15 protein-coding genes are annotated in these 22,177 nt (G+C 60.2%); 9 read left to right on the top strand and 6 right to left on the bottom strand.

All coding sequences use genetic code 11. From position 1 onward, the window contains the following. The first annotated feature begins 5 nt into the window (after window positions 1-5). From atpA to glmS, 7 genes are all read left to right on the top strand, one after another. Window positions 6-1,547 (top strand): F0F1 ATP synthase subunit alpha, encoded by a 1,542-nt coding sequence (atpA, locus tag ACZ9W6_RS03040; RefSeq protein WP_465189606.1) that lies wholly within the window; start codon window positions 6-8, stop codon window positions 1,545-1,547. Between the two features lie 44 nt (window positions 1,548-1,591). Further along, complete coding sequence (gene atpG, locus ACZ9W6_RS03035; RefSeq protein ID WP_465189605.1) at window positions 1,592-2,458, top strand: F0F1 ATP synthase subunit gamma; 867 nt, start codon at window positions 1,592-1,594, stop codon at window positions 2,456-2,458. A 42-nt stretch (window positions 2,459-2,500) separates the two neighbouring features. After that, on the top strand, window positions 2,501-3,895 hold the full coding sequence (atpD, locus tag ACZ9W6_RS03030) for a F0F1 ATP synthase subunit beta (RefSeq protein ID WP_465189604.1): 1,395 nt from the start codon (window positions 2,501-2,503) through the stop codon (window positions 3,893-3,895). Window positions 3,896-3,910: 15 nt separating this feature from the next. After that, window positions 3,911-4,333 carry a F0F1 ATP synthase subunit epsilon gene (locus ACZ9W6_RS03025; protein ID WP_465189603.1) on the top strand — a complete coding sequence of 141 codons (423 nt, stop codon included), beginning with the start codon at window positions 3,911-3,913 and terminating at the stop codon, window positions 4,331-4,333. A gap of 96 nt (window positions 4,334-4,429) precedes the next feature. Further along, window positions 4,430-5,794: a bifunctional UDP-N-acetylglucosamine diphosphorylase/glucosamine-1-phosphate N-acetyltransferase GlmU gene (gene glmU, locus ACZ9W6_RS03020; protein ID WP_465189602.1), complete on the top strand. Its 1,365-nt coding sequence runs from the start codon at window positions 4,430-4,432 to the stop codon at window positions 5,792-5,794. A 137-nt stretch (window positions 5,795-5,931) separates the two neighbouring features. Beyond that, on the top strand, window positions 5,932-6,714 hold the full coding sequence (locus ACZ9W6_RS03015; RefSeq protein ID WP_465189601.1) for a DeoR/GlpR family DNA-binding transcription regulator: 783 nt from the start codon (window positions 5,932-5,934) through the stop codon (window positions 6,712-6,714). Next, a complete protein-coding gene (gene glmS, locus ACZ9W6_RS03010) occupies window positions 6,715-8,544 on the top strand; it encodes a glutamine--fructose-6-phosphate transaminase (isomerizing) (RefSeq protein WP_465189600.1) in 1,830 nt (609 codons plus the stop codon). It abuts the gene before it with no gap. A 62-nt stretch (window positions 8,545-8,606) separates the two neighbouring features. On the opposite strand, the gene ACZ9W6_RS03005 is transcribed toward glmS, so the two are convergent. The 3 genes from ACZ9W6_RS03005 to ACZ9W6_RS02995 all read right to left on the bottom strand — a co-directional run bounded on the left by ACZ9W6_RS03005 (window position 8,607) and on the right by ACZ9W6_RS02995 (window position 13,999). Beyond that, window positions 8,607-10,589: a DUF2971 domain-containing protein gene (locus tag ACZ9W6_RS03005; RefSeq protein ID WP_465189599.1), complete on the bottom strand. Its 1,983-nt coding sequence runs from the start codon at window positions 10,587-10,589 to the stop codon at window positions 8,607-8,609. 144 nt (window positions 10,590-10,733) lie between these two features. After that, a complete protein-coding gene (locus ACZ9W6_RS03000; protein WP_465189598.1) occupies window positions 10,734-12,011 on the bottom strand; it encodes a PAS domain-containing sensor histidine kinase in 1,278 nt (425 codons plus the stop codon). Window positions 12,012-12,223: 212 nt separating this feature from the next. Next, entirely contained in the window at window positions 12,224-13,999 is a 1,776-nt protein-coding gene (locus ACZ9W6_RS02995) for a diguanylate cyclase (RefSeq protein WP_465189597.1), read from the bottom strand. 344 nt (window positions 14,000-14,343) lie between these two features. Between ACZ9W6_RS02995 and ACZ9W6_RS02990 the strand changes: the two genes are divergently transcribed. After that, window positions 14,344-15,093 carry a substrate-binding periplasmic protein gene (locus tag ACZ9W6_RS02990; RefSeq protein WP_465189596.1) on the top strand — a complete coding sequence of 250 codons (750 nt, stop codon included), beginning with the start codon at window positions 14,344-14,346 and terminating at the stop codon, window positions 15,091-15,093. A 1-nt stretch (window position 15,094) separates the two neighbouring features. Here the strand turns inward: ACZ9W6_RS02990 and norR are convergent, their stop codons facing one another. Beyond that, the gene (gene norR, locus ACZ9W6_RS02985) at window positions 15,095-16,609 is read right to left on the bottom strand and encodes a nitric oxide reductase transcriptional regulator NorR (protein WP_465189595.1); all 1,515 of its coding nucleotides are present in this window, start codon (window positions 16,607-16,609) and stop codon (window positions 15,095-15,097) included. Window positions 16,610-16,759: 150 nt separating this feature from the next. On the opposite strand from norR, the gene ytfE reads away from it, so the two are divergent. Further along, window positions 16,760-17,431 (top strand): iron-sulfur cluster repair protein YtfE, encoded by a 672-nt coding sequence (gene ytfE, locus ACZ9W6_RS02980; RefSeq protein WP_465189594.1) that lies wholly within the window; start codon window positions 16,760-16,762, stop codon window positions 17,429-17,431. Here ytfE and ACZ9W6_RS02975 read toward each other — a convergent pair whose 3' ends face one another. Beyond that, a complete protein-coding gene (locus ACZ9W6_RS02975; RefSeq protein ID WP_465189593.1) occupies window positions 17,432-18,430 on the bottom strand; it encodes a response regulator in 999 nt (332 codons plus the stop codon). A 5-nt stretch (window positions 18,431-18,435) separates the two neighbouring features. After that, entirely contained in the window at window positions 18,436-22,131 is a 3,696-nt protein-coding gene (locus ACZ9W6_RS02970) for a PAS domain S-box protein (RefSeq protein ID WP_465189592.1), read from the bottom strand. Window positions 22,132-22,177: the final 46 nt, after the last annotated feature.

The raw sequence follows: 22,177 nt of genomic DNA, 5'->3' as shown, positions 1-22,177 counted from the left end.
AGATCATGCAGTTGAACCCCTCTGAAATCAGTGACCTGATCAAGGCCAAGATTCAGAACCTGTCCGAAGGTGTTGAGACCCGTACCAAAGGTACCGTGATCTCCGTAACCGACGGTATCGTTCGTATCCATGGCCTGACAGACGTCATGCAGGGTGAAATGCTCGAGTTCGCGGGCAACACCTTCGGCCTGGCCATGAACCTGGAGCGTGACTCCGTAGGTGCCGTGATCCTGGGCGAGTACGAGCACATCTCCGAAGGTCAGGAAGTCAAGTGTACCGGCCGTATTCTGGAAGTGCCGGTAGGTCGTGAGCTGGTTGGCCGCGTGGTAAACGCGCTGGGTCAGCCGATCGATGGCAAAGGCCCGATCAACGCGTCCGCAACTTCCCCGATCGAAAAGATTGCTCCGGGCGTTATTGCCCGTCAATCCGTATCGCAGCCAATGCAGACCGGCCTGAAGTCCATCGACTCCATGGTTCCGGTTGGCCGCGGCCAGCGTGAATTGATCATTGGCGACCGCCAGACTGGTAAGACCGCTGTTGCACTCGATGCAATCGTGAACCAGAAGGGCACTGGCGTTATTTGTATCTACGTAGCCGTAGGTCAGAAAGCGTCCTCCATCGCCAACGTGGTACGCAAGCTGGAAGAGCACGGCGCAATGGGTCACACCATTGTTGTTGCTGCGACTGCTTCCGAAGCGGCTGCCCTGCAGTTCATCGCGCCGTACTCCGGTTGCGCAATGGGCGAATTCTTCCGTGATATCGGTGAAGATGCCCTGATCGTATACGACGACCTGTCCAAGCAGGCTGTTGCTTACCGTCAGATCTCCCTGCTGCTGCGTCGTCCTCCGGGCCGCGAAGCTTACCCGGGCGACGTATTCTACCTGCACTCCCGTCTGCTGGAACGTGCTTCCCGCATCAACGCGGATGAAGTGGAAAAGCTGACTGCTGGCGCCGTGAAAGGCAAGACCGGTTCCCTGACCGCTCTGCCTATCATTGAAACCCAGGCTGGTGACGTATCCGCCTTCGTACCGACCAACGTGATTTCGATTACCGACGGCCAGATCTTCCTGGAGACCGACCTGTTCAACGCAGGTATCCGTCCAGCGATCAACGCAGGTATTTCGGTATCCCGCGTAGGTGGTGCAGCGCAGACCAAGGTAATCAAGAAGCTGGGCGGCGGTATTCGTCTGGCTCTGGCCCAGTACCGCGAACTGGCTGCGTTCTCGCAGTTTGCTTCCGATCTGGACGAGGCTACCCGCAAGCAGCTGCAGCACGGTGAAGTGGTTACCGAACTGATGAAGCAGAAGCAGTTCTCCACCCTGTCGACTGCCGAAATGGCACTGACGCTGTGGGCGGTGAACAAGGGTTACTACGAAGATGTACCGGTTAAGAAGGCTCTGGCTTTCGAAGCGGCGTTCCTGGCTTATGTTCGCGCTAATCACGCTGACGTGCTGACCGCTACCGATGCATCCGGTGACCTGTCTGCCGACAATGAAAAAGTACTGGCCTCGGCGATTGCATCGTTCAAGGCTGGCTACAGCTTCTAATCCCGAACTTTCGGATAACGACGCGTTAAAGAAAGGTTCAGGATATGGCAGTCGGTAAAGAGATTCTCACCAAGATCCGAAGCGTGCAAAACACGCAGAAGATCACCCGCGCTATGCAAATGGTGTCGACCTCCAAGATGCGCAAAACGCAAGAGCGTATGCGCGCTGCCCGTCCTTACGCCGAAAAGGTGCGTGCTGTCATGGCGCACCTGGCTTCGGCCAATACGGATCTGGAGCACCCACTGCTTGCCCGTCGCAACGAAATCAAGCGTGCCGGCATTATCGTTATTACCTCGGACAAGGGCCTTTGCGGTGGTTTGAACGCCAACGTGATCAAGCGCCTGTACGCCAAGGTTAACGAGCTGCAGCAGGGTGGTGTGGACGTCAGCGTCTGCGCCCTCGGCCAGAAAGGTCTTGCAGCCTGCCAGCGCGCCAAACTGAACGTTGTGGCTAGCGCAGTCCAGCTGGGCGATGTGCCCAAGATGGATAAACTGATTGGCCCGCTTACAGTTCTGTTGCAGCAGTACGCTGAAGGCGAACTGGATGCGGTTTATCTCGTGTACTCCAGCTTTGTGAACACCATGAAGCAGGAGCCGGTGCTGGAACAGTTGCTGCCATTGAGCGACGAGCGCATGGTTGTCGAACACGCCCATTCGTGGGATTACGTGTACGAGCCGTCTGCCGTTGACGTGATGGAGTTCCTGGTCAAGCGTTACCTCGAGTCTGTCGTGTACCAGGCTGTAGCCGAAAACATGGCATCCGAGCAGGCAGCCCGTATGGTGGCCATGAAGGCCGCAACGGACAACGCCGGTAATGCGATCAAGCAACTGCGCCTTGTGTACAACAAGTCACGTCAGGCAGCGATTACCAAAGAGCTGTCGGAAATCGTGGCCGGCGCCGCAGCGGTATAACCGTCACAGACTGTAAAAGTTTATTGAGTTAGGAAACCGATAATGAGCCAAGGCAAAATCGTACAAATCATTGGCCCGGTCGTTGACGTGGAATTCCCGCGCGACGCCATGCCAAAGGTTTATGATGCCCTGAAGCTGGTGGACGTTGACCTGACGCTTGAAGTCCAGCAGCAGCTGGGCGACGGCGTGGTCCGTACCATTGCTATGGGTAGCTCTGACGGCCTGAAGCGTGGCATGGCAGTAAACAACACCGGTGCACCGATTTCGGTTCCGGTGGGTGCCGCCACTCTGGGTCGTATCATGGACGTACTGGGCAACCCGGTTGATGAAGCCGGCCCGGTAGCTTCCGAACAAGTTCGTGCCATTCACCAGCCGGCACCGAAGTTCGACGAGCTGTCTTCCGCAACCGAACTGCTGGAAACAGGCATCAAGGTTATTGACCTGCTGTGCCCGTTCGCCAAGGGTGGTAAGGTTGGTCTGTTCGGTGGTGCCGGTGTAGGCAAAACCGTAAACATGATGGAACTGATCAACAACATCGCGAAGGCACACTCCGGTCTGTCCGTATTCGCAGGTGTTGGTGAGCGTACCCGTGAAGGTAACGACTTCTATCACGAGATGAAAGAGTCGAACGTTCTGGACAAGGTAGCCATGGTTTACGGCCAGATGAACGAGCCACCAGGCAACCGTCTGCGCGTAGCGCTGACCGGTCTGTCCATGGCCGAGCATTTCCGTGACGAGAAGGATGCCAGCGGCAAAGGCCGTGACGTTCTGTTCTTCGTGGATAACATCTACCGTTACACCCTGGCCGGTACTGAAGTATCCGCACTGCTGGGCCGTATGCCTTCCGCAGTAGGTTACCAGCCGACCCTGGCCGAAGAAATGGGCCGTCTGCAAGAACGTATTACTTCGACCAAGGATGGTTCCATTACCTCCATCCAGGCCGTATACGTACCTGCGGATGACTTGACCGACCCGTCCCCGGCAACCACCTTCGCCCACTTGGATGCGACCGTGGTACTGTCCCGTGACATCGCGTCTCTGGGTATCTACCCGGCGGTTGACCCGCTGGACTCCACTTCCCGTCAGCTGGATCCGCTGGTGGTAGGCGACGAGCATTACTCCGTTGCCCGTGGTGTACAGACTACCCTGCAGAAGTACAAGGAACTGCGTGACATTATCGCGATTCTGGGTATGGACGAACTGTCTGAAGAAGACAAGCTGACCGTATACCGTGCGCGTAAGATCCAGCGTTTCCTGTCCCAGCCGTTCCACGTAGCTGAAGTATTTACCGGCTCCCCGGGCAAGTACGTTCCGCTGAAGGAAACGATCAAGGGCTTCAAGGCAATTATCAGCGGCGAATACGACCACCTGCCAGAACAAGCGTTCTACATGGTTGGCGGCATCGACGAAGCTGCGGAAAAAGCCAAGACCCTGTAATCGAGGAGACGGCTCATGGCCAAGATGCATGTGGAAGTGGTTAGTACCGAGCAGCAGATCTTCTCTGGTGAGGCCGAGTTTCTGGTGGCACCGGCGCTGGAAGGCGAAATCGGTATTTACCCGCGACATGTGCCGCTGCTGACCCGTATCAAACCCGGTCTGTTGCGTCTGACAGTTCCGGGTTCCAAGGAAGAGGTGTTGGTGGCTGTATCCGGCGGTCTGCTGGAAGTACAGCCTACCCACATCACTGTCCTGGCCGACACGGCAGTTCGTGGCGAGGATCTCGATGAGGCGCGTGCGGCAGATGCCAAGCGTACCGCAGAAGATGCCCTCAAGCATGCGGCTAGTGACCAGGATACGGCAAAAGCCCAGGCGGCTCTGGCTTCGGCCATTGCCCAGCTGAAGGCGCTGGAATACCTGCGCAAGCGCGTGCATTAAGTCGCGTCAGCATTTGCTGTATAGTGAAGGCTGTCACCTCGGTGGCAGCCTTTTCTTATTTCAGGTCACTTGTTGACCTTTTTTTATGGATACCAAATGGAAGCCCTGAGTATCGTCATCCTTGCTGCCGGCAAGGGCAAGCGCATGTATTCCGCCCTGCCCAAAGTCCTGCACCCTATCGGCGGCCAGCCGATGCTGGCCCGCGTGATTGCTACAGCCCGCCAGTTGTCCCCGCAAAAGCTGGTGGTGGTCTATGGCCATGGCGGCGAGCAGGTACGCAGCATCATCAAGGATGAAGATATCGAATGGGCCCTGCAGGCCGAACAGCTGGGCACCGGCCATGCGCTGAAGATGGCACTGCCACACCTGCCCAAGCTTGGCCGCACCCTGGTGCTGTACGGTGACGTACCACTGACCACGCTGGCCACCCTCGAAAAGCTGCTGGCCGCTGCCAACCACAATATCAGCCTGCTCACCGACATTCTGGCCGATGCCAGCGGTTATGGCCGCATCGTGCGTAATGATGGCGGCGAGATCGTGGCGATTGTCGAAGACAAGGATTGCTCGGCCGAGCAGAAAGCCATCCGCGAAATCAATACCGGCATGATGGTGCTGCCGAATGACAAGCTGGAAGGCTGGCTGCACGAGCTGAAAAACGGCAATGCCCAGGGCGAATACTATCTGACCGACGTGATCGAACTGGCGGTACGCGACGGCCTTGCAGTGCCTGGCGTAACCGTTGCGGCCAATTGGGAGGCCGCCGGTGTCAACAACAAGCTGCAACTGGCCGAACTCGAACGTCAGCTGCAACTCAATCAGGCGCGCGCCTTGCTGACTGCCGGTGTTACCCTGGCTGACCCGGCACGCATCGACATTCGCGGCCAGCTCAAGCATGGTCAGGATGTAAGCATTGATGTCGGCTGCGTGTTCGAAGGCGAAGTCGAACTCGGTGATGGCGTGCAGCTCGGTGCCTATTGCGTGCTGAAGAACGTCAAGATCGCCGCCGGCAGCAAGATTGCACCGTTCTCGCATCTCGAAGACGCCGTAGTGGGCGAAGATTGCCGCATCGGCCCATATGCGCGCCTGCGCCCCGGTGCCGAGTTGGCCGCACACGTGCACGTCGGCAACTTTGTAGAAATCAAGAAGGCGACCGTCGGCGAAGGTTCCAAGGTCAATCACCTTACTTATATCGGCGACGCGCAGATCGGCAGCAAGGTCAATGTCGGTGCCGGCTCGGTGACCTGCAACTACGATGGCGTCAACAAGTTCAAGACCGTGATCGGCGACAATGTGTTTGTCGGTTCCGGCACGCTGATGGTAGCGCCGGTCACACTGGAGCAGGGCGCTACTATCGGTGCCGGCTCGGTCATTACCAAGACCGCACCGGCCGAGCAGCTGACCGTGGCGCGCGCCAAACAGCTGGTCATCCCCGGCTGGCAGCGTCCGCTGAAAAAGAGCTGAGCCAACGCTGCTTGCCTCTGCCCGAACCGCCCTGTCAGTCGACCGGGCGGTTTTTTCTTGCCTGACGCTGTCGCTGGCTTGCTGGCAGCGCGCCTGCCTGTTATATTGCAAAAACTTTCGAAACGAAACTTAAACGAATGAAGCGAAACACCCAACAGCGTCGTCATGCCATTGTTGCCCTGGTGCAGGAGCATGGCGAAGTCAGTGTGGATGACCTGACGCGGCGCTTTGAAACTTCTGAAGTGACCATCCGCAAAGACCTGGCACTGCTGGAAACTAGCGGCCTGTTGCTACGGCGTTATGGTGGCGCGGTAGCCTTGCCGGCCGAGATCGTCGCCGCCGATGCCGAAAAAGTTTCGCAACGAAAGATGGCGATCGCCCGCGCCGCCGCCGAGCGCATCCGCGACCACAACCGCATCATCATCGACAGTGGCAGCACCACCTGCGCGGTGATTCCGCTGCTGGTGCAGAAAAAGGGTCTGGTGGTGATGACCAACTCGCTGAATGTCGCCGCGGCGCTGCGCGAGCTGGAAAACGAACCGACACTGCTGATGACCGGCGGCACCTGGGACCCGCACTCCGAGTCCTTCCAGGGCCAGGTGGCCGAGCAGGTGCTGCGCTCCTATGATTTTGACCAGCTGTTTGTCGGTGCCGACGGCATCGACCTCGAACGCGGCACCACCACTTTTCACGAGCTGGTCGGCCTGTCGCGGGTGATGGCCGAATCGGCGCGCGAAGTGATCGTCATGGCCGAATCCGACAAGGTTGGCCGCAAGATTCCGAATCTCGAGCTGCCGTGGCAGCAGATTCACACCCTGATTACCGACGACGGCCTCAGCGATGCGGCCCGTACCCAGATTGCCGCGCGCGGCGTGCAGGTGATCTGCGCCGTCGCAGGCGAAACGCCAAGGAGAAAATGAATGTGTGGCATTGTTGGCGCGATTGCTTCGCGCGATATCGTTCCGGTACTGGTAGACGGCCTGAAGCGGCTGGAATACCGCGGTTATGACTCCTCCGGCATCGCCGTGCATGTCGGCAGCGAAATCAGCCGCGTGCGCCGTGTTGGCCGCGTGGCCGAAATGGAAAACGCCGCGTGTGCAGGGCAGGTCAGCGGCCAGCTTGGCATCGGCCACACCCGCTGGGCGACCCACGGCGGCGTCACCGAGTACAATGCCCACCCGCACATCTCCGGCGGGCTGATTGCCGTGGTACACAACGGCATCATCGAAAACCACGAAGAAAAGCGCGAGGCACTGAAGGCCGCCGGATATGCGTTTGAATCGCAGACCGACACCGAGGTGATCTCCCACCTCGTGCATCAGTACTATCTGGCGGAACAAGACCTGCTGCGTGCGGTGCAACGCGCCACCCGCGAGCTGACCGGTGCCTACGCCATCGGCGTGATCGCGCTGGATCGCCCCGACGAACTGATCTGCGCCCGCATGGGCTGCCCGCTGCTGGTGGGCCTTGGTGAGGGCGAGCATTTCATCGCCTCCGACGTGTCGGCGATTCTGTCGGCCACCCGCCGCGTGATCTTCCTCGAAGAAGGCGATATCGGCCGCCTGACCCGCGACAGCCTGAGCCTGCAAGACAAGGATGGCCAGCCGGTCGAGCGCAAGATTCATGTCTCCGACGTGTCGCTGGCCTCTCTTGAGCTGGGCCCGTACAGTCATTTCATGCAGAAGGAAATCCACGAACAGCCGAAGGCGCTGTCCGACACCATCGAAGTGGTGCTGGATGACGGCTTTGTGCCCGAGCTGTTTGGCGCGGCTGCGGCCAACGTTTTGCCCCTGCTTACCGGCGTGAAAATCCTCGCCTGCGGCACCAGCTATTACGCCGGCCTCACCGCCAAATACTGGATCGAAAGCATCGCCGGCATCGTCTGCGATGTCGAAATCGCCAGCGAATACCGCTACCGCGCTGCCTTTGCCGACCCGCAACATCTGGTGGTCACCATCTCGCAATCCGGTGAAACGCTGGACACCATGGAAGCGCTGAAATACGCCCGCAGCCTCGGCCACCAGCACGCGCTGTCGATCTGCAATGTGCGCGAATCGGCGATTCCGCGTGCGTCCGACCTCGTGTTCTACACCCGCGCCGGTGCCGAAATCGGCGTTGCTTCCACCAAGGCCTTCACCACCCAGCTGGTCAGCCTGTTTGCGTTGGCGGTGACTTTGGGCAAGGTACGCGGCCGCGTCACGGCAGAGCAGGAAACACAATACCTCGACGAACTGCGTCATCTGCCAGGCTCTGTGCAACACGCGCTGAACCTCGAGCCGCAAATCAAGGCCTGGAGTGGCGAATTCGCCAGCCGCGATGACGCACTCTTCCTCGGCCGTGGCCTGCATTACCCGATCGCCCTCGAAGGCGCGTTGAAGCTCAAGGAAATCTCCTACATTCACGCCGAAGCCTATCCGGCCGGCGAACTCAAACACGGCCCGCTGGCGCTGGTGGACGAGAAAATGCCGGTGGTGGTGATTGCCCCCAACGACACCCTGCTGGAGAAAGTCAAAGCCAATATGCAGGAAGTGCGCGCGCGCGGCGGCGAGCTGTTCGTGTTTGCCGATGCCGACAGCCATTTTGTCGATTCCGACGGCGTGCACGTGATCCGCACCCCGCGCCACGTCGGCATCCTTAGCCCCATCGTGCATGCGATTCCGGTGCAGATGCTGGCCTACCACGTCGCGCTGGCGCGCGGCACCGATGTGGACAAACCGAGGAATTTGGCCAAATCGGTCACGGTCGAATAAAGGTTGGCCGCAAGCAGCAAGAAACAAAACCCGCGCAAGCGGGTTTTGTTTTGGGTGGCGGGTCAGCGATAAGCCACTTTTGATGTCACGACTTTGCTGGTTTCGCCAAAACCGTGCTTGGTCAGCCGCCAGCGCAGATTCCAGAGCGCGGCTAACTGGTCTTTGCCGGGTACTTTCGGGCCAACGGTAATGTGGCTGTTGGTGGTAAACAAAAAAGGATTGGTTTCGATATACAAGCGGCCGGGTGTGCGTTCATCGCTGCGAATACGGGCGTCGTTTAATGGCAGCATGCGTACCGCTCGTACCTCCCGCTCATTGCTGTATTGCTCGTCTTTATACAAATAAAGCAATTCGAGCAGCATGCTGGCGATACATCCATCCAGTTCTTCACGCTGCTCATCGCTTTCCAGCTTTGGCTTCAGCTTTTCTAGTGCCATAAGCGGATCGTACAACGCCTCAAGGGTTGCGATGATGTCCTTATCGGTATAGCGAATCCTGTACAGCACGGGCGGGGCGATATTGGGTGCTTGTTCGCCCGTGGACTTCGGCTGCTTCGGGATTTCATTTGCATCTGCACTGTCGACCACGTAGAAAACGTCCTGATTTCCACGATGAAAGATGACTGCTCTGGAGCGTATTTGTTGGCTGCCGTCAAAATCGAAAGTCAGGCAATAGCCATCGCCATCATTGCCGTAAGCCCGCCACAGATCGAGACGATCACTATCCAGCGTCAGCGAGCAGATAAAGACCGAGGGCAGTAATGCATGATTACTCGGGCAATGGCGTTGGTAGTCGTGATATTCCTTGTCGAACAGGGTTTTCAGCAGTTTGCTGACTCTACTCGCTTTTCTTTTTGTGGATTTGAAATCCAGTAGTCGGTGACCCTCTTTGGGGTCATTCATGTAGTCGACATGATATTGCCGCAAGACGTTTCGCTGTCTTGTTACCTCTCCGGAAGCGTTGACCGGCAGCATGCTTTCCAGTGCCTTCCAGCCTGTGAAGTGGGAGAGTTGGGTAGCGTCACCAAGCAAATGCGTACTGCGGATGCCAAGGAAAACGCTCCTCAAGTCACCTAGCTCCTTTTCTAGTTTGTTTCCGAGAGCCGGCGTGCTGATTTTGCTGATGAGCGTAGTAATGCCCGAATTGGGAAGATAGAGATGAGCGTCGGGGCTACCAAGCTGATGGGATTTTTCAAACCATTGATTTGCTGAATTTGTGTCGGGTTCGCCAAACTCACCTTTTCTGTACATCTGGGCGAGGTTGAATGCGGCGGGGGCATGGCCAAGGACGGCAGCTTGCTGGTACAGCACGGCGGCCTTTTGCATGTCCGGTTCGCCAAGCTCCCCTTTTCTGAGCATCAGGGCGAGGTTGAATGCGGCGCTAGCATGGCCAAGGTCGGCAGCCTGCTGGTACAAGGCTGCAGCCTTTGGCTTGTCCGGTTCGCCAAGCTCACCGTTGTCATACATCAGGGCGAGGTTGGTCATTGCGTCAGCAAGGCCAAGGTCGGCAGCTTGTTGGTATAGCCCGGCAGCCTTTTGCTTGTCCGGTTCGCCAAGCTCGCCGTTGTCGTACATCACGGCGAGGTTGTTCATCGCGCCAGCATTGCCAAGGTCGGCCGCTTGTTGGTACATGGCGGCAATCTTTTGTTTGTCCGGTTCGCCAAGCTCACCGTTGCTGTGCATCATGGCGAGGTTGAATGCGGCGCGGTCATTGCCAAGGTCGGCAGCTTGTTGGTACAGCGCGGCGGCCTTTTGCATGTCCGGTTCGCCAAGCTCACCAGCTCTGTACATCAAGGCGAGGATGAAGGCGGCTTCTGGATCTCCAAGATCAGCTGCTTGTCGGTAGCACAGAGCAGCTTTTTGTTTATCAGGCTCACCGAGTTCACCATCGTAGTACATCAAAGCCAAGTAACGAGCAGCCAACGGGTCTCCAAGATCAGCAGCTTGCTGGTACAGCGCGGCGGCTTGCTGTTTATCTTCAAGTGATGCGTTGTCTTGATTCAGCAGCAGGGCTTGCCGGAAAAGATTATCTGCGGCGTCGGGCATGATCAAACTCAAATGGCGAAAATGGTGATGATATCAAGATCGTTGTCATGATTTGTGATCTTGGCGTGGGCTGGATACCCAAACTGACTCATAGACATCACACCAAGGTTGGCCGCAAGTTATTGCGGCCAACCTTGCGGCTTTTCAGGGCTTGGCCGGCGGGGCGTGCAGCGGCAGGGTGAGGCTGAAGCGGGCGCCTTCGCCGGGCGAGCTGTCGGCGCTGATATTGCCGCCCAATAGGCCGTTGACGATGTTGAACACGATATTGAGGCCGAGGCCGCTGCCGCCTTGGCCGAGGCGGGTGGTGAAGAAGGGGTCGAACACGCGGGGGAGGTGGTCGGGGTGGATGCCGCTGCCGTCATCGCTGACAGTCAGCAAGACCGCTTCGCCCTGCTGCTGTGCGGTAATCAGGATGTGGCCATGTGAACGTTCGGCCAGTCCGTGTTTGAGCGCGTTTTCTATCAGGTTGACCAGCACCTGGCCGAGCGGGCCGGGGTAGCCGTCGATGTGGATGGCGGGGTCGATGCGGGTTTCCAGCCGGTAAGGTGTCGGTTTCAGCATCGGCTGCAGGGTCAGCACTACTTCGTCGGCCACCTGTTGCAGGTTGAAGCGGCGGCGTTGCGAGCTGCTGCGGTCGACGGCAACCTGTTTGAATGACTGGATGAGGTTGGCCGCACGCACGATATTGCGTTCTATCAGCTCGACACTTTCACCGACTTGGCCCAGATAGTCGTTCAGTTCGGATTTACGGATGCCGGTGGGGCTGGCGAGTTTCTGGCCGAAATTCAGGCTGAGCTCGGCCAGCGTGGTGGATGCCATGCGGGCGGTGCCTATCGGGGTATTCAGCTCGTGGGCGATGCCGGCGACCAGCGCACCGAGGCTGGATAGTTTGGATTCCTGTACCAGCTGGTCTTGCGCCTGTCGCAGTTGCTGCAGGGCGGTTTCGAGCTCGTTGTTTTTGTTGGCCAGTTCTTGCGTGCGGCTGGCGACCAGTTGTTCGAGGTGTGTTCGGTATTGCGCCAGCTCGGCTTCGTTGCGCTTGCTGAGGGTGATGTCTTCAAAGGTGGAGACAAACAGGTCTTCGACCAGACGGGTGCTGATCAGCACGTCCTTGTCTTCACCATTTTTGGTATGGATTCGGTATTCGCGCGGTGGGGTAGCAATGCCGGCGCGGGCGGCAGCGGCGACGTCGGCATTCCAGCTGACCAGCGAGCCGGCGCGGTAGTCCGGGTCCGGGTAGGCAAGGCGGAACCAGCCGTCGGCATCGATCATATCGTCAACGGTATAGCCGAAAGTTGTCGAAAAGGCTTCGTTGAACAGGATGATTTCCCCCGCCGAGTTGGTGACACCTATCGGGGTGGGCATGAACATCAGCGCATTGCGCAGATGTTGTTCGCTGCTGCTTGGCGTGGTCTGGATCATGATTGTTGGCGTGTGGTCAGCTTGATGTCATTGTAGGGCCAGTTTATCGAATCATTTGAATTGGGCGAGCAATAGCCAGCATTTGCCTCGGCGGCGATGGCTGATGGTGCTGGTGTTTCCTCATGCCTCGCACCGCAAGGGGGGGGGCGTTGTCGGGCGGCAGGATGGCGAACTGCTGTCTTGAATCGGGCAAGCGGAGCCTGGCAGATTAATCAGTGTGCGGCTGGTTTACGACTGGCGGCGATCGCCTGGTTGCGCCCGCTTCTCTTGGCTTGGTAGAGCAGCTGATCGGCGTCAATCAGCAGTTCCTGGCTGTTCTTGCAATGTTGGCCAAGAGCGGCCACACCTATGCTGACGGTGACATGGATAGCCTGATGGCTGCGCAGGGGAATCGGCTGGGCCGCAATGGTGCGGACCAGTTCTTGCGCGGTCTGCAGTGCGGCATCGACACCGGTTTCCGGCAGCAGGATGGCAAACTCCTCGCCGCCAAGACGGCCCAGTGTGTCCGTTGGCCGCAGCTGCGAGCTGATCCGCCTGGCCAGCTCGATGAGCACCACATCGCCGCTGTCGTGGCCGTAATTGTCATTCACTGATTTGAAATGATCGATGTCCAGCAGCAGCATGCTCAACGCGGATTCTTGCGATTGCGCCAGTTGCGATTGCTGCTCGAGTATTTCCATGAAAGCACGGCGATTCAGGGTCTTGGTCAGATAGTCGGTATTCGCCATTTCCAGCAGCCGCGCCTGCGTTTTCATCCGCTCGGAAATGTCGCGCATGATGCCGGAAAAGCGCTTGCGGCCGGCGATGGTGAACGAGCTGACATTGACCTCGAGCGGGAAGGTGCTGCCGTCCTTGCGCAGGCCGGTGATCTCGCGATTGCTGGCCATGCGGATCGGCACCGTGCTGGTGTGATCATGCAGATGGCTGTCGTGCTGGGCTGCGTCTTCAGCCTGCATCAGGATATTCAGACTCTGCCCGCGCAGCTCGTCCATTGCATAGCCGAACATGTCGGCGGCAGAGCGGTTGATGGTTTCGATCATGCCGCGATCATCGGAAATGATGATCGCGTCTTTGGTCGACTCGAGAATAGACCGAAACTTCTTGCCATCGGATTTGATGGTTTGCTGGCTGCGCAAAAACAGAAACGACAGCAGACCGACCAGACAGGCGACCACCCAGCCGGCAATGATTTGCCAGTGCATCCGCGAGTTGGCCGCATCAGTCTGGTTGCTGCCCAGTGGCCGGAAGGCAAGCTGCCATGAGCCGCCGGGTATGCGGACATTCATCAGATACGGGTTTTGCTGGAACAAGTCGGGCTGGCCAAAAAAGATCTCGCCGCGTTCGCCTTCACCATTGCGGCCGCGGATGCTCATTTCCAGATCAAGTCCTTGCGCTTTGTCGGCGACCTGCTGCAGCAATTGATCGCTATCCAGTACCAGGCTGACCATCCCCCATTGTGTGCCATCGTGCATGAAGACCGGAGTCCGGCTGACAAAGCCATTCCCACCCTGTTTCAAGACGATCGGGCCGGCGACGATGGTTCTTTTTTCCTTGATCGACCGGGCTATCAATGGCCACTGCGCGGGTGTCTGGCGGTAATCCAGGCCGATAGCCTGCTGGTTGCCCTCCAGCGGGTAAACAAAGCGGATGACGTTGTGCGGGGCAACAGCGATATTTTTCAGGCCGGGGTTGGACTGGTGCAGAATCTGCAGGGACAGATTGATACTTTGCGTGGAAATGTCGGGCGTGGCCGCAATCATCGCGGCCAGACCGTTGGCCAGGAAGACGATGGAGTTGATCTGGCTTTCGAGCTGGCTGGAGACCGTGAGCCCCTTGTCAATGATGGCACTCCGTTCTCTTTCATTATTCAGTGCCTCGTCATAAAGCACGACAGTCTGAAAAATGAAGCCGATCGCCAGCGTTATCGCTGTGCTGAACAATACGAGCGGCAGCCATTCGTAACGACGCCAAAGCGTTGTCAATCTCATGCGTGATGGACCAGATAAGTAAGTGCCTGCGCTTGCTGCCGTTTTGGACAACAGCGGCTGGCATGAGTACAGGGTCGTGATGTCGCAGAACACCGGCTGCCTTGCACCGCAAGGCAGCTGAGGCGGATCATCTGCCCAGTTTAATCCGCTTTTGACTGACGCATAAATGCGCAGACGCAAGCTGGCGGCAGAATTTTGCAGTGATGGCTTGTAACGCTGTCCGGATGTAAGGCGGAAGGCTTGTTGGCGGCATGCCCAGTAGCGGGATTAGTAACATCCGCTTGGCTGCTGTATACCGCTGGCAATGCGTTATGATTCTTTCTCGATGCTAACCGGGTTCAGACATGTACAAATTTCTTTACCTGATGCTGTTGCTGCCCTTTGCGCATGGTACCGAGCTGCGCATCGCCACCGGCGAGCTGCCGCCTTATGCCAGTGTCCACCGGCCGGACAAGGGTATTGCGCTACAGCTGGTGCAACGGGCGTTTGCGCTGGCGGGTTACCGCGTGCATTACCACTTCATGCCGTGGACGCGTGCGCTGGAAGAAACCGCCGCCGGCAAATGGCAGGCGACGGCCTATTGGGGTTATCGCGACGAGCGTAACAGCCGTTTTTTGCACAGCGAGAACGTGCTGACCGAACAATGGGTATTCGTCCACCGGCGCGAGACGCGTTTTGACTGGAAAACACTGGCCGATTTGCAGCCTTACCGGCTGGCGGTGATTGCCGATTACACCTATACCCCGGCACTGTGGCAGATGCTGAACAATGATCTGCTGCAGGGGGACAAGACGCCGGATGACCTGTCGGCGCTGCGCAAATTGCTGGCACGGCGGGTGGATGTGGTGCCGATAGAGCGAAATGTCGCCTGCGACCTGCTGACGCGTCATTTTTCCGGGGCCGATGCGGCCAGGCTGCAAGCCCACCCGCGCTTGCTGACCGACCGTTTCACCACCCATCTCTTGTTGCCGCGCAAGCTGGCCGGCAGCGTGAAATTGCAGCAGGATTTCAATCGCGGGCTGAAACAATTGCAGGGCAGCGGCGAGTATGCGCGGCTGCTGAAAGGGGTGAGCTGCCCCAAAGACTGGGCCTGAGCTAGCCTTTCAGCCCCAGCCGCCGTGCCAGCTTGTGCAGATTGCTGGCATCCAGCCCCAGCGCGCGTGCTGTCGCCGCCCAGTTGTCGTGATCCAGCGCCAGTTGCTGGCGGATCAGCTCGCGCTGAAAGGCGTCGGTCGCCGTTTTCAGCGGCAGACTTGCGCTGCTGACTGCCGGGCTGACAAGGTTGGCCGCCAGTGCGGGCGGGGTTTGTGGCTCCAGCGCCAGTGCGTCCGGTTCCAGCGTCAGGATTTCGCCCTGGCGCTGGCGGCTGGCGGCACGCAGCGCAGCACGGCTGATCACATGTTCGAGTTCGCGCACATTGCCCGGCCACGGATAGCGGCACAGCGCCAGCTCGGCAGCGGCAGACAGCCGCAGATTGCGCAGCCCCAGCCGGCTGCGGTTCTGTTCCAGAAAATGGCCGGCCAGCAGCAAGACATCATTGCCGCGCTCGCGTAGCGGCGGAATCGGCAGCGGATACACTGACAGACGGTGGTAAAGATCGGCACGGAACTGCCCTTCGCGGATGCGTTGCGGCAGGTCGCGGTTGGTGGCGGCGATGATGCGGACATCGACGCGATGCGGCCGGTCGGCACCGAGGCGCTGGATCTCGCCGTTCTGCAAGGTGCGCAGCAGCTTGGCCTGCACATTCAAGGGCAATTCGCCGACCTCATCCAGAAACAGCGTGCCGCCATCAGCGGCTTCGATACGGCCGGCACGTTCGTGGCCGGCACCGGAAAACGCACCACGCGCATGGCCGAATAGTTCGCTCTCGGCCAGCGACTCGGGCAATGCGGCGCAGTTGACGTGGATGAGCGGCCGCGCGGCGCGGCGTGATTGCTGATGCAGGCGGTGGGCAAACAGCTCCTTGCCGACACCGGTTTCGCCCAGCAGCAGCACCGGCAAATCCGACTCGGCCACGGTGTCGATCTCTTGCAGCAGTTGCTGCAGCTGCGGGCTATTGCCCAGCGGCTGCGGCGTGCTGTCGTGATTGTCGGCGGCATTTGGCGTGCGCGGCATGCCTGCGCGCTGCTTTTCCAGCTCGCCCACGCGCACCATGGTTTCGATCAGCAGCGACAGGCTGGCGAGGCGGTCTTGGGCGGCGGCATCGAACACGCTGTGTTGCAGCGCATCCAGCGTCAGCACGCCCCAGGGCTGGCCATCAACATGCAGGCTGATGCCCATGCAGTCGTGCACCGGCAAAGGTTGGCCGCGATGGCTGTCCAGCAGGCCGTCGTAAGGGTCGGGCAGAGTGCTGCCGGGCGGAAAGCGCACCGGCTGACGGCTGGCGAGGATGGCGGCGAGGCGCGGGTGATGCTCGGGGCGGAAGCTACGCCCCAGCGTGTCATGCGCCAGGCCGCTGACTGCCAGCGGCCGCAGGCCGTCCGGCCCCAGTTGCAGCAGGCCGACCGCGCCGCAGGCAAAGTGTTCGCGCAGTGCACTCACCAGGCGCGGGTAGCGGATATCGGCGGGGACGGCGGTGGTGAGATCGGCCAGCAGCAGGTGTTCCAGCATGGTGTTATTTACCGTTTATGGTTTTATTGACCGTAAATGATCAGGGTAATTTTAACCATTAAAATGCCGGAGTGCATAGTAATCAATGACTTGGCATCTGGCACGCCGCTTGCAATAAAGCGACTGAACTTCACAGCCCAGGAGCTGAACATGACATTGCTGGATACCCCGATTGGCGAGATTGCTTGTGCCCTGCCAGGCGCAACCCGTGTGTTTCATCAGTACAAGCTGGACTTCTGCTGCGGTGGCGACAAGCCGCTGCGCGAAGCGGCTGCCCGTCGCAAGGTCGATACCGCCGTGCTGCTGGCCGAACTCGATGCCCTGCAGGAGCCGGCCAGCGAACGCGACTGGCGCGCGGCACCGGCCGCCGAGCTGATTGACCATCTGCTCAAGCACTTCCACGAGAAGCACCGCGTCGAACTGCCGGAGCTGATCCGCCTCGCACGTCGTGTCGAGCATGTGCATGGCGACCGTCCGGAGTGCCCGAACGGTCTGGCCGACTTGCTGGACACCATGTTGTGCGAGCTGGACAGCCACATGATGAAAGAAGAGCAGGTGCTGTTCCCGATGCTGTTGCGCGGTGCCGGCCGCATGGCCTTGCCGCCGATCGGCATGATGCGTTTCGAGCACGATCAGCATGGCGAAACGCTGGAGAAGTTGGCCGCACTGACCAATGACATCACCCCGCCTTACAACGCCTGCAATACCTGGCGCGCGCTGTACAGCGGACTGGAACAGTTGCGTGAAGACCTGATGCAGCACATCCATCTGGAAAACAATGTGCTGTTCCGCCAGGTCGAGAACGAGGCAGTCAGCGTCTGATCAGCCGGCGTCAGCGTCCGACCAGCGCTGCATGATGGCCAGCAGCCGCTCGCGCAGCGGCAGGAAGCAGGCCACCAGTTGCGGGTCGAAATGCGCGCCGGCCTGGGCGGCGATATGGGCGAGGGCGTCATCCGGCGTCCACGCCGCCTTGTAAGGCCGCACGCTGGTCAGCGCATCAAACACATCGGCAATTGCCACGATGCGCGCCGTCAGCGGAATCAGCTCGCCGGCAAGGCCGGCCGGATAGCCGCTGCCATCCCAGCGTTCGTGATGCGCACGCGCAATCTCGCGTGCCATCTGCAACAGCGAGGAGGCATCGTCACCGATGATGCGCGCACCGATTTCGGCGTGCGTCTGCATCACCTGCCATTCGTCGGCATCCAGCTTGCCCGGCTTTTGCAGGATGGCATCCGGGATGCCGATCTTGCCGATATCGTGCATCGGTGCGGCATTCAGCAATTCATCGGCAAAAGCCTGATCCAGCCCGGCCGCCAGCGCCAGCTCGCGCGCGAAATGGCTCATGCGGATCACGTGCATGCCGGTCTCGTTATCCTTGAATTCGGCTGCGCGGCCGAGGCGCTGGATGATCTGCAAGCGCGTCGATTGCAGCTCTTCCACCCTGACCAGTGACAGATGGGTGCGCACGCGCGCCTGCACGATGGGCGGGCTGACCGGCTTGGTGATGTAATCCACCGCGCCGGCGGCAAAGCCTTCGGCCTCGTCCTTGCTGTCGCTGAGCGCGGTGACGACGATCACCGGAATCGCCGCGGTTGCCGCGTCGGCCTTCAGCTGGCGGCAGACATCCAGCCCGGTCATGCCGGGCATCATCACATCCAGCAGGATCAGCGCCGGCTGTTCGAGCCTTGCCAGTTGCAGTGCCTTTTCGCCATCGCGGGCAAACAGCAGGCGGTAGTTGTCTTGCAGGATGTGGCGCAATACCTGCAGATTGGCGGGCTCGTCATCCACCAGCAGCAGGGTGGGGCGCGTGTCTTGCGTCATGATCGTCAGTTCCGGTTGTCTGTCGCCGCAATATCGGCAAGCAGGGTGCTAATCGTCTGGCTGGCGGCATCGAAGTCGAACTCGTCCAGCTGTTGTTGCAGTGTTTGCCAGGCGCGGGCGGGCAGCAGGGTTTGCAGCCCGGCCAGTGCCGTCTCGTTGAATTCGCCGTGGCGGCAGCTTTCGGCCAATGCTTGCAGCAGGGCCCGTGTTTGTTCCGGGTCGGCTGGTGGCTGGCTGGCCGCTTGTGTGCTGGCCTCTTGCCCGCTCTGGCGCTGCGCCAGCTGCTGCGCGAGTGCGGTAAAGGCATGTTGCCAGCGGTCTTGCCAGTCGCTGTCCAGCGGCGCGCCCAGTTCGGCCTGAGTGGCGAGTGTGGCCAGCGCATCCAGCCCCAGATTGCCGCACAGGCCGCGCAGGCGATGGGCAAGCTGGCCCCTCTCGGTACTGTCGGCGGCCAGCAGGGCAGTCGCACTGTGCGCTTGCTCGTCGACAAAGCGCTGCAGCTGCTTGAGCAGGCGAGCCTCCGAGCCCCAGCGATCGCTTGCGCCGGCCCAGTCGATGTCCTGCCTGTTGGCCGCAGCGCTGTGCGGGCCGGTGTTGTCGCTGGCCTTGCCGGTGACGCGCGCCATTTCCTGCAGCAGGGCCGGCAGGTCGATAGGTTTGGTGGCAAAGCCGTTCATGCCGGCGGCGTGGGCGTTGTCGCGGTCCTGACTCAGCACGCTGGCGGTCAGCGCAATCACCGGCGTGGCGAGGCGCTGCTGTTGCTGCTCGAGTGCGCGGATGCGGCGGGTGGCCTCCAGACCATCCATGCCCGGCATCTGCACATCCATCAGGATCAGGTCATAAGGCTGGCTGGCAAAGTGCTGCACGGCGTTGGCCGCATCGTTCATGGTGTCGACGTGGTGGCCCAGTCTCTGCAGCGCCAGTTGCAGCAGCTCGAGGTTTTCCGGCACATCGTCCACTGCCAGGATGTGCAGCGGCGGCAAGTTCATGGCCATGTGCCGGGTATCGGCCACCGTGGCCGGCTGGTGCGCCAGTGGCAGCGGCAGGGTGACAGTGAAGCAGCTGCCTGCGCCGAGGGTACTGCTGACGCTGATCTCGCCGCCCATCAGCTCGGCCAGCTGGCGCGAGATGGTGGTGCCAAGGCCGGTGCCGCCAAAGCGGCGCGCCATGCTGGCATCGGCCTGGGTAAACGGCGCGAAGATGTGTTCGAGACGGTCGGCGGCGATGCCGATGCCGCTATCCTGCACGCTGATCATCAGCTGGCCATCCTTGCGGCCAACCTTGAGAACCACGCCGCCTTCGCGGGTGAATTTCAGTGCATTGCCCAGCAGATTGGTCAGGATCTGCCGCAGGCGCAGCGCATCGCCGTGCAGCCAGTGCGGGCAGTCCGCGGCGTAATCAAGCTGCAGTGTCAGCTGCTTGTTGTCGGCCTGCAGCGCAAAGGTCTGCAGCAGTTGCTGGCACAACTCGTGGCAGTCGAAGTCCGCCGGTTCCAGCTCGATGGCACCGCGTTCGAGCTTGGCGGTGTCGAGAATGTCATTGAGCAGACCCAGCAGCGAACGTGCCGACTGGCGCACGGTGTCGAGGTGGCGGCGCTGGGTGCTGTCCAGCGTGCTGCCCAGCAGCAGCTCGGTAAAGCCGATGATGGCATTCATCGGCGTGCGGATTTCGTGGCTCATATTGGCGAGGAACATGCCCTTGGCCGCCGAGGCCTGTTCGGCATGATCGCGCGCGGCAATCAGCGCCTGCTCCATCTGCTTGCGTACGGACAGGTCGCTGGCCAGCTTGACGATTTTCCACGGCTTGCCGTCGGCATCCAGAATCGGGTTGTAGCTCGCCTGTATCCACAAGTCGCGGCCCTGCTTGTCGCGGCGGCAGAATTCGCCACTCTGGAACTCGCCACGGCGCAGCGCCTGCCAGAACTGCTGGTAAGCAGGCAGATCGCGCTCGCCCGGCTGGCACAGCAGGCTGTGATGTTGGCCGCGCAGCTCGTCTAGCGTATAGCCGCTCAGCTGCAGGAAGTGTTCGTTGGCATCGAGGATGTGGCCTTGCAGATCGAAGATCACCTGCGCCATGGCGCGGCGGATGGCGCTGACCGTGCCCTCGTATTCGGCGGCGGTGCGCTTGCTGTCGGTGATGTCGATGATCACGCCGTCTATCCACTGCGGCTGATCGTCCACGTCGTAGACGCCGCCGGCACTTTCCGACACCCAGCGTTCGCCGCCGTCGCGGTGCAGGATGCGGTACTCGACCACATAAGAGCGGTGTTCGCGCAGCGCGCTGGCCACCGTCTCCCGCACATGGGCCAGATCGTCGGGGTGGATGATGCTGACCATGCTGAGCTGGCCGCCCAGCAGCTGCTCGCGATCCCAGCCGGTCAGCTGGGTGAAGGCCTGGCTGATGAACAGCTTGCTCCAGTTTTCGTCAACGCGGCTGCGGAAGGCCACGCCGGGGATGTTGGCAATCAGGGTACGGTACTGGGTTTCGCGCGCCTGCAGCTCGCGCTCCATCTGCGTGCGCTCGGAAATGTCGGTGACAAAGCCGACAAACAGCGGGCTGTCGCTGCCCTCGGCGCGGCCGATGGCGAGGCGGATCGGGAATACCGTACCGTCCTTGCGCATCGCGACGACTTCGCGGCTCTTGCCTATGACTTGCTTTTCGCCGGTCGTCTGGTAGCGGTGCAGATAGTCGTCATGCTGGCTGCGGTAGGGGTCGGGCATCAGCAGCTTGATGTTCTGGCCGATCAGCTCTTCGCTGCGCCAGCCAAACATCGGCCCGGTGGCCTGATTGACCGCCTGGATGATGCCGTACTGATCAATGGTGATGATGCTGTCGACGGCGGTATTGACGATGGCGCTCAGCCGCGACTGGTCTTCCTGCATTTTCTGCAGCAGCTGGCGATAGCGCAGCAGTGCATTGCCGGCCAGTACGAATACGCCGGCGGTGATGGTGAACAGCGAGATGGCCAGCGCCAGATAGGTATTGTCGCCGCGCAGGATATCTTGCGGCGCTTGAGCCACGCCGACAAAGCGGGCGGCAGCCATGCCGGTGTAGTGCATGCCCGAAATGGCAAAGCCCATTATCGTGGCGCTGAGCAGCAGCGCCTGGCCGGATTTCAGCCGTCCCTGGCGCTGCAGGCCGTAACGTATCCACAGCGCCAGAATCGCCAGCAGCACCGCCACCACGATGGAGGTAGCAAACCACAGCGGGTCGTAGCGCAGCTGGGCGCTCATCTGCATCGCCGCCATGCCGCTATAGTGCATCGCGCCGATGCCGGCACCGACCAGCACGCCGCTGATGATCAGCTTGCGACGGTTGATGCTGGTGTGCGACAGCATATTGAGGCTGACCCAGGAGGCGAATACCGCCGGCAGCATCGACAGCAGGGTGGTGAGGTGATCGTAGTTGACGGTGGTGCACAGCTCGAAGGCCAGCATGCCGATGAAGTGCATCGACCAGATGCCGCAGCCCAGTGCAAACGAGCCGGTCAGCAAGGCAGTATGGCGCAGCAGCCGGCCTTGTGCGCGCCTGGCCATGCCGGCCACCTGCAGCGACATCAGCGAACTCAGAATGGCAACGGCAACGGACAGCAATACCAGTTCGTAACGGTAGCTGCCTTGCAGCAACAGCGCTGTCGGCGTGCCGTCACGCAGGAAAAAGGCATCAATCATGGCGGGTAGCTCGGCAGGGTGGATGGGCACAGTCTGCGGCCGTGCGTGTCGGGCAAATCGGGCCGGATCGGAACAG

Source organism: Vogesella lacus (assembly GCF_979366295.1).
This window is presented reverse-complemented; position numbering and strand designations above follow the sequence as displayed.